Consider the following 7,869-nt stretch of genomic DNA (forward strand, 5'->3'; position numbering starts at 1 on the left):
AAAAGTGCCACAGTCGATCGCCCAACTCTAGCACAGCTCAAAACAAGCTAAACAGTCCGCCCCACAGTGTTCGATTAGTGTTCGATTAAGAACAGTTTGCCGCAAGGGCGATCGCACTTAGCATTTCTTCAAACAACGGATTGCCAAAACTCATCAATTGCAGCGAAGCATTTTCCTCAAAGATATCCGGGTAAAATGTGATATAATAATCGCGACTTTTATAGTTAAGCTGCCAAGTGCGATTTTCAGAGCGATCGAATGTCGCGCCAATCTGCTTTAAACTCAAAGAATTGACAAACAAATCTTCGATGGTTTCAGGAAACAGAGAAGTCGGCGGCAAAGGTTGACGGATTTCTTGCAAGTCTGATTCTACATCCATCGCTACCATTTCATCAAGTGCAGGGCCGGGAGGCGGCGCGTCTAAAATGCGATCGAACTCTCCCAACAAAACGCCCTCTTCTTCGGGATCTGCACTCATTACAGCCTGTTCTATGAAAGTGGGAACTCTCGCGAGAATCGGTTGCAAATTGCCGACAACGGTTTGAAAAGCATCGATGCGATCGCGCAATTTCTTGTAAACCTTCGCCTCTACCGTCCCGTCGTAATAAAAATTGTGTATTCTTACGGTATCATAAATCTGTCCGATGCGATCGAGTCTGCCGATTCGCTGTTCGACTCGCATGGGATTCCAAGGCATATCGTAGTTGATTAAAACACCGCAAGTTTGCAAATTTAGTCCTTCTGATGCGGATTCGGTACAAAGTAAAATTTTGATGATTCCTTCTCGGAATTGGGTTTTGATTTGTTCTTTCGGAAAAGTTCGCCATTGGCCATTTTGATACAATTCTCCGCCGCGCCCGGAATAGCAAGCAATCTGAGCACCATATAATTGTTGTAAAGCAGTTCTGAGATAATCCATTGTGTCGGTGTATTGCGTGAAGACGATCGCACTTTCGCGCTGGATTAGTTCTTGACGCAAAATTGTGATAAAATGCGAAAGTTTGCTATCTTCGCCTGTATTCTCAAACTGATAAAGTAAATCTTCTAAATATTTAATCTCTTCAGGATCTGCTGGTTCAAAATAAGATTCCATTCCTTCCAAAATCACATCATCCGCATCATCTAAATCCTGAAAGTCATCTTCAGTAATGCTAATTCCTTCGAGGCGGCGCTGTAAAGATTCGCGGATGGCATAAAACGAACTTGTCAGGCGTTTGCGGTAAAGAGTCATCAAAAATCCTAACGCTTTGCGGTTGTCTTTTTGCGCTAGATTGTAAAAGTGGCGCACGTAATTGCTGACGGCGAGATAAAGCGGCACTTCGCGGTTATTTTCTAAAGTAATGGCATTATCTCTGACGGCGCGGTGGGGAATATCGCGATCCAATAATCCCCGCTGATAGTATTGGCGCAAGGTGTCGCGGGTGTGGCGGAACATCAAATCTTTGAGGGGAGTATTCACTGTCAAATATTGGCGGGAAGCGGCGATAAAATCCGTGTCTTCAGCAACTTGTTTTAAGTTGACTCGCAGGTTTTTTTCCCAGACATCGCGTAACTTATAATATAGTAGTCGATCGCCCTTCTGTAAATATTCCTGCAACCGATTACAGGGCGAACCCCCTTGGTGGAAGTAATCCACAGACATCTGCTGCAAAAAATGCAAGGTTTGCCGATCGGGCTTTTCCGACAATGTGCTAAAATAATTGCAGAAATTCTCACCGTAAGACCAATGTCCCCGGAGTCCGAGAAGTTGCAATAAATCGAAAACTTCGATCGCGTCAATCTGCATCGGCGTGGCGGATAATAATAAGAGCGATCGGGTTTTTTCTCGCAACTGCTGCATTAACTGTAACAACCGATTCGGAGTTTCCTTGCGGTTTTGCGGGCTTTGGCGGCGGGCGTGATGCGCTTCATCCAGAATCACCAAATCCCACGGTTGCGCGTCTAGGAGTTCTTTAGTACGATCGCTCCGGCGGACTAAATGAGATGATGCTAAAATCAGATTTTGGGAATTCCAAATATTTTCTTCCCCTGACTGACTTTTCTCCCCATACGGATTTTTTAATTCACCTTTGCTGTAACTCCAAAAGTGCAAATTAAATTTTTCGCGCAACTCTTCATGCCATTGCGGCTGAATGCTAGCCGGTGCTAAAATTAACACGCGCTTGACTTTTTGGCTGACAAGCAAATAACGCAAAATCAACCCAGTTTCGATAGTTTTCCCCAATCCGACTTCATCTGCAATTAGGAAACTTTTCGGAAAATTTGCCGCCACTCTACGCAATATCTTAATCTGATGCGGCCAAGGTGCGATCGGAATTGATTTTAAACAATAATCGAGACAACTTGGCGAAGCGTACAAATTGAGAAGCGGTTCAAACTTAGCATAATCTAAGGATAATTCAAAATCCCCAACTCCTCCTAAATCCCAACTCCTAACATCCGTTACATCCGCTACATCCGTTACAAAATCCGTTGCCGAACCTTCCCCATCCGCTACATCCGCTACAAAATCCGTTGCCGAACCTTCCTCCCGATTCCACACAGGTTTACTGCTAGGCGCATAGCTGAGCAGCTTATTTTTCACCGCTTCCGGCACTTCAAAAACGCGCACATTCGGCGATAAATCGTTCCACAACTGTTCAAACCGAAAATTTTCTTCAGAAACTCGTTCCGCATCTCGGCCGCCTTCCCAAGCACAATAAACGTGGAAAGATTCAACGTTACTTTCCCAACCGCTGAGAGATTCATTATTGGAACCGCTAAAAGCTAATTGTGCGCCGTTACTGTCGGTAAAAATGCCGACTTTTTCGTGAAAAATATGCTGCCGATCGAGTAAACTTTCAGTATCGACTGGTAAGCCGTTAGATTTGAGGGGAACGGCGATTTTAATATCGAGATAACTGTTTTGAATCAGCCAACTGAGGATTTCAAAATGTTTGAGTTGCGCGAAAGTTTTGGGCGGCTGTAAATCCGTATCGAGGCGCATGGTAACAGCATCTCGCAGCGCGTAACCTTGTTGGATAGCTTGCAAATCCTGCGGGCTAAACTGACAGCCCATGATTAACCGCATCCGCCCTTGATTGTGCAGCATCGCGCCCAATCCCTGCGCTACTTTACTGAGGATAGCGCTGTTGAAAAAGCCGGATTTACGATCGTACTGTAGAGCACATTCTAGCGCGGGAATGTAGAAATCGGCGATCGGGTTATTTTCATTGCTAGAATAACTAATCCGCCAGGCATAATCTGTTAAATTCATGTTATTATATATTCTTTAAGGTACGTAGTTGCGCTTCAGCGCCGGCCGGATCGTAGCGCAGGCAACTACAAACTTATTTTAATCACGACTTACGCAAAGGTGGAATCTCATCAGCCGAAAGTGTCACGACTTTTCCATCTTGCCAAATACTAATAGATTGTCCGAGTTTGCGGTGTTTCTCGATCGCCTGTGCGATCGCCATTTTAACACCAGCATCGATTTTTTGATGTAGAGGTGAGAGGGCGGGTTGTTCAGGATTCATCGATACCTCCAGTAATTTGGTTCCAGATTTCCGATCGATAAACAATTGGATCGGCTGTTACACTATTATTATAACTAGCCACCACTTCAGAGATAGAAGTTGAATTATCGTAAACGATACAAGTATCAGTTAAAGGTAAATACAATTCTAATAAATTTTTGCGTCCTCTTTCATAGCGACGACGAATCACATCTTCAGGAATATTATGCCCCCCACTTTCTACCCGCCGCCGCACCCGATAAACAGCTAATTCCGGGCTTTGTAACCAAAAATAAATTAAATTAACAGTATAACCTTTTATTTTGCATTTCCGCAAAAACCGGACATAATTACGAGAGGCGAGAGTTGTCTCAAAAGCAAAATCAGCACCGGCATTTGATAGCGAGTCTAACCGTTGCAGCATCAATCGCCCCGCTTGCATCGCCACAGATTCGGGATTGAAAGGTGAAAGCCCAACAGCTATTTCATCAGCATTGACATACTCAAACACATTGAGAAAATGCGGCAACAACTGCATCGCCGTAGTTGTCTTTCCCGAACCATTACAACCTCCTATCACATAAACATCCGGCATAATTGTTATTAGTAATTTGTTATTAGTTATTGGTTATGTGCCACAATCTTCGATCCCCCTAAATCCCCCTTAAGAAGGGGGACTTTGAATTAAACTCTTGTCCCCCCGTTCTTAAGGGGAGTAGGGGTTGACTTTGAATTAAACTCTTGTCCCCCCCTTCTTAAGGGGGGCTAGGGGGGATCTCTTCTCATTCTTTCAACCACCTACATTCAAATCTAAACTCAACTGCCCCTCAAACGGAATATCCATCTGTTGATAAACAACCTTCGCCTTAATCTCATCCATCACCAACCATAAATCCGACAAAGCCTTCTCCTCCGGTATCCGCTTCTTCTCATCCCCAATCCGGGGAATAACTTTCAGCGCCACTTCAATCGCCCGCATGAAATTATCATTATCCGTCAAATTAGCTTTCTTCATAAACTCGCGCACGATTTGAATATCTCCATCCTCTTGATACAAAGCGATAATCGCGTGCAATCCATCCACTAAATATGTCATCGAAAAATCTTGCGGATTCACCGAAAAAGCTGATTTTTTCAGCCGCTGTTTCGGTGTCAAAAGTTTGCAAGTGCCGCTAACCGAGTCAATCAATTTGTATTTTTTTGCTAAATCAACGACATCGAAACCGCCGACGGCGAGGGCCAGTTGTCGCGCTTCATCGAAGGGGAACTCGACAGCGCCAAAGGCATCCCACGCGAGGAAATACCATTGAGTCAGCGCGTCAAATCCGGCGGTATCGGTTTGTACGAGTTTGCGGAAACGGTAGTTTGCAATCGCTTTTCTGGCTTCCGCAAAAGCAACTTCCGGGCGCACTTCTTCGCCGCTGCTGTTGAGGATGGGATAGGAACGGCTGAACACATTTAAAGCCGGGCCAAAGGCGCTTAAATAAAGGTCGATACCTTTGATGTCGTTGGCTTCAAATTCCGGGGCGCGAAGTTCGACGAGATTGGCGACTTCGGGGCGCAAATCGTCCCACCAAGCTTGGGCGGCGTTAGGATCGCGTTTGCGACAGACGAGTAAGACGGTACTGGAAACGGAGTTTTTCTGCGCTTGGTGCAAGTTTTGCGGGTTTTCGGTACTGACGGCCCAGGATGCGGTAATCTCGAAACCGGCATCGATGAGGGATTTTGTGAGCACGTCCCACGCGCCGGATTCTTTGTGGTTGAATTGGACTGTCATCACGCCGTCTTCGCGCAAAACTCGGTAATATTCGCTAAAAGCTAGGGCCATTTTTGCTTCGTAATCTTGTTTGGCGAGTTCGTCGGGGGATGTGCCCATATTGCGGAAGCGCGACGGGTTGGCCACGGCTTCTCGATCTTTGTCGGTGAGTTCTGAGTAGAATAAATCGGGGAATATATCGCCTAATGTGCGTTTTTGCCAGACATAGAAAAAGTCGGAAAGTTCGGCATATTGGATGGTGGAATAGTAGGGCGGATCGGTGACAATGGCATCAACAGAATTGTCAGGAATGTGGTAGAGGCTATCGGCGGATGCGGAATTGATTTGAATGGTTTTGGGGTCGTATTGTTCAATACCGGGTAAGCCTGTTGAGTGGGGTTTGGTGCCGAATAAAGAACATAGTTTTGGGTAATCTGATACAACATCAGCACACCAGTACCATAATTTCCCACTACCATTAAATTCAGGATAATTCCACATTAAGTTAAGGGAATGTTGAACCGAGGCTTTTTGTGCTACTGCTACAGATGAATCCCAGCATGATAAGCGTGAATTTTTATCAATACATCTATCTAAAAGTAGTGTCAAATAAGTTGCGATAGCCTCTACTTTCTCCGGTTCGTACTCAGCCTGTAGCAGCGCCTTTGCTTCGTTGATAATTTCCACATAAGTGACAAGCGTTAGCAACTGACGGGTATTAAAGCAGTTTTCATATTTTCGCAAGCCATACTCATAATTGCGAGGTGAGTCATGCAATCCTGTACTGGTAGCTTCAATTGGAATGAGATTAGCGATAGTTAAATCCGCATAGTTTTCTTTTAATAATTTTTCAGCTTTTTCGATTGCTTGAAAATCCATTTTCTCAGGCAATCTAAATTCTAAATTAGATTTTCCTTTTTTATAAGCTACTGCATAAAGCTGATGTCCCAAATCGTTAACTGATGAATAAGCCTTAATTGCTTCATCTTCAATCACACTGCCACAATTCGGACATTTACCAACACCCCGACTGAGAGTAACTGTATCACTCGGATCGTACTCACTCGCATCCATTTTAATAGTCGATTCCTTGCCTTTCTTCCCCTTCACCAACTCAAAATCAACCCGCTTATGTTCCAAGTTAGGAATCGGTTTCACCGCACACCATTTATGTAAATTCTGCTTTTCCGGGCGCTTATACAACCACCAATTCGGACTCAAAGGCACAACCGACTGACAACTCGGACAAACCACCGTATGAGCCCACAAATAATTCTGCACAGTTTCCCCCGGTAAAGAAGGGAAAAATTCAGTTAATCTTTTCTCAGCTTCATCCCCCACCCATTTCACCCATTTATCAATATCCTCCTGCAAATCCGGGCCAAATTTCAGCGGATATTCCATAGCGGCCTTCATCGTCACCACCGCCACCGGATTGAGATCCGACGCCAACACATTCAACCCGTACCGCGCCGCCTCAAACGGAATGCTTCCCCCACCCGCAAACGCATCTAAAATCGTCGGCGTGCGATTCCCCCACACCTTCTCGCAATAATCGTGAACTTTTTTAATTCGCACCGAAGACGGGGGAGTTTTGTAGAGTTTAATTTCCTTCCCCGGTTCCAATCCCAGCAAATATTCAAACTCTTCTAAAGAGATATCTGCGGGTAAAATCGACCCCAACACCGAAGCGCGAGAAAACGATAAAGGTTTGCGCGAATACCAGCGATGCAATCCTTTAAATGGATTGCCGCCGTGTTCGTAATGAACCTGCTGGTTTAGCATATTCACCGGCATGATTTTCTCGATAAACAGTTTGGGGCGCATGATTTTTGGGTTTTTGGTTGTTGTTTTTAGGAACAGGCAAGATGCCTGTTCCACAAAGACTTAATTCTATTGTGGGGAGTAGGGGTTGGGCTTCTAGCCCGCCCGGAACAGGCAAGATGCCTGTTCCACAAAGACTTAATTCTATTGTGGGGAGTAGGGGTTGGGCTTCTAGCCCGCCCGGAACAGGCAAGATGCCTGTTCCACAAACTGCAATTTGCATTGGTATTATCCCAAAAATTCTTAGATCAATCTTCAAATACCTCCGTCTTTTCAATGATAAACCATTCGTGGTACAATACTGCTAAGAAAAACTCTTCTCCTTTTGGGCGATCGCACACAGCCATATATCCCGATACAAACATATCATCGTCAAAAGTTGTATCCTTGAGAAACACAGTCAGCGAGTTACCATCCGCACTCCAAATCGTCCGCAAAATTGTAATATTTTGGTGTCGGGATGCTTCAACCGGCAATAACACCCACCGCCCCTCAATTTCCATAAATTCCGGTTCCCCGTATCTAAACTCCGACTCCCATCTCTCCGGCCCTTCATGCTTCTCAATAATTCGATCCCACCGCACTGTTTTAATCTTGGCTAAAGTTTCGTTTGACAAATCAGCTACTTTCATAAAATTAATCTCCCAATAAATTTTGCTTGTTTGTATCGAAGTCTCGATCCCCCCTAACCCCCCTTAATAAGCAGGGTGGTTTTATTGTCATCCTAGAAATAGGTACGTAGTTGGGCTTTAGCCCTCTTGAGACGTATATAGAAAGAGGGCTAAAGCCCAA

At 44.9% G+C, this 7,869-nt stretch carries 6 protein-coding genes; all 6 read right to left on the minus strand.

Going from position 1 to position 7,869, the window contains the following annotated elements:
• Window positions 1-85 precede the first annotated feature (85 nt).
• Window positions 86-3,256 (minus strand): SNF2-related protein, encoded by a 3,171-nt coding sequence (locus QUB70_RS12720; RefSeq protein WP_332980740.1) that lies wholly within the window; start codon window positions 3,254-3,256, stop codon window positions 86-88.
• Between the two features lie 82 nt (window positions 3,257-3,338).
• Complete coding sequence (locus QUB70_RS12725) at window positions 3,339-3,518, minus strand: hypothetical protein (protein ID WP_332980743.1); 180 nt, start codon at window positions 3,516-3,518, stop codon at window positions 3,339-3,341.
• On the minus strand, window positions 3,508-4,092 hold the full coding sequence (locus QUB70_RS12730; protein ID WP_332980745.1) for a zeta toxin family protein: 585 nt from the start codon (window positions 4,090-4,092) through the stop codon (window positions 3,508-3,510). The genes QUB70_RS12725 and QUB70_RS12730 overlap by 11 nt, the downstream gene beginning before the upstream one ends.
• Before the next feature lie 195 nt (window positions 4,093-4,287).
• A complete protein-coding gene (locus QUB70_RS12735; RefSeq protein WP_332980746.1) occupies window positions 4,288-7,038 on the minus strand; it encodes a DUF1156 domain-containing protein in 2,751 nt (916 codons plus the stop codon).
• The gene (locus QUB70_RS12740; protein WP_332980747.1) at window positions 6,992-7,300 is read right to left on the minus strand and encodes a hypothetical protein; all 309 of its coding nucleotides are present in this window, start codon (window positions 7,298-7,300) and stop codon (window positions 6,992-6,994) included. The genes QUB70_RS12735 and QUB70_RS12740 overlap by 47 nt, the downstream gene beginning before the upstream one ends.
• A 25-nt stretch (window positions 7,301-7,325) precedes the next feature.
• Window positions 7,326-7,709 carry a hypothetical protein gene (locus QUB70_RS12745; protein ID WP_332980749.1) on the minus strand — a complete coding sequence of 128 codons (384 nt, stop codon included), beginning with the start codon at window positions 7,707-7,709 and terminating at the stop codon, window positions 7,326-7,328.
• Window positions 7,710-7,869: the final 160 nt, after the last annotated feature.

Origin of the sequence: Microcoleus sp. A003_D6 (assembly GCF_036702825.1) — a bacterium.
GTDB lineage: Bacteria > Cyanobacteriota > Cyanobacteriia > Cyanobacteriales > Microcoleaceae > Microcoleus.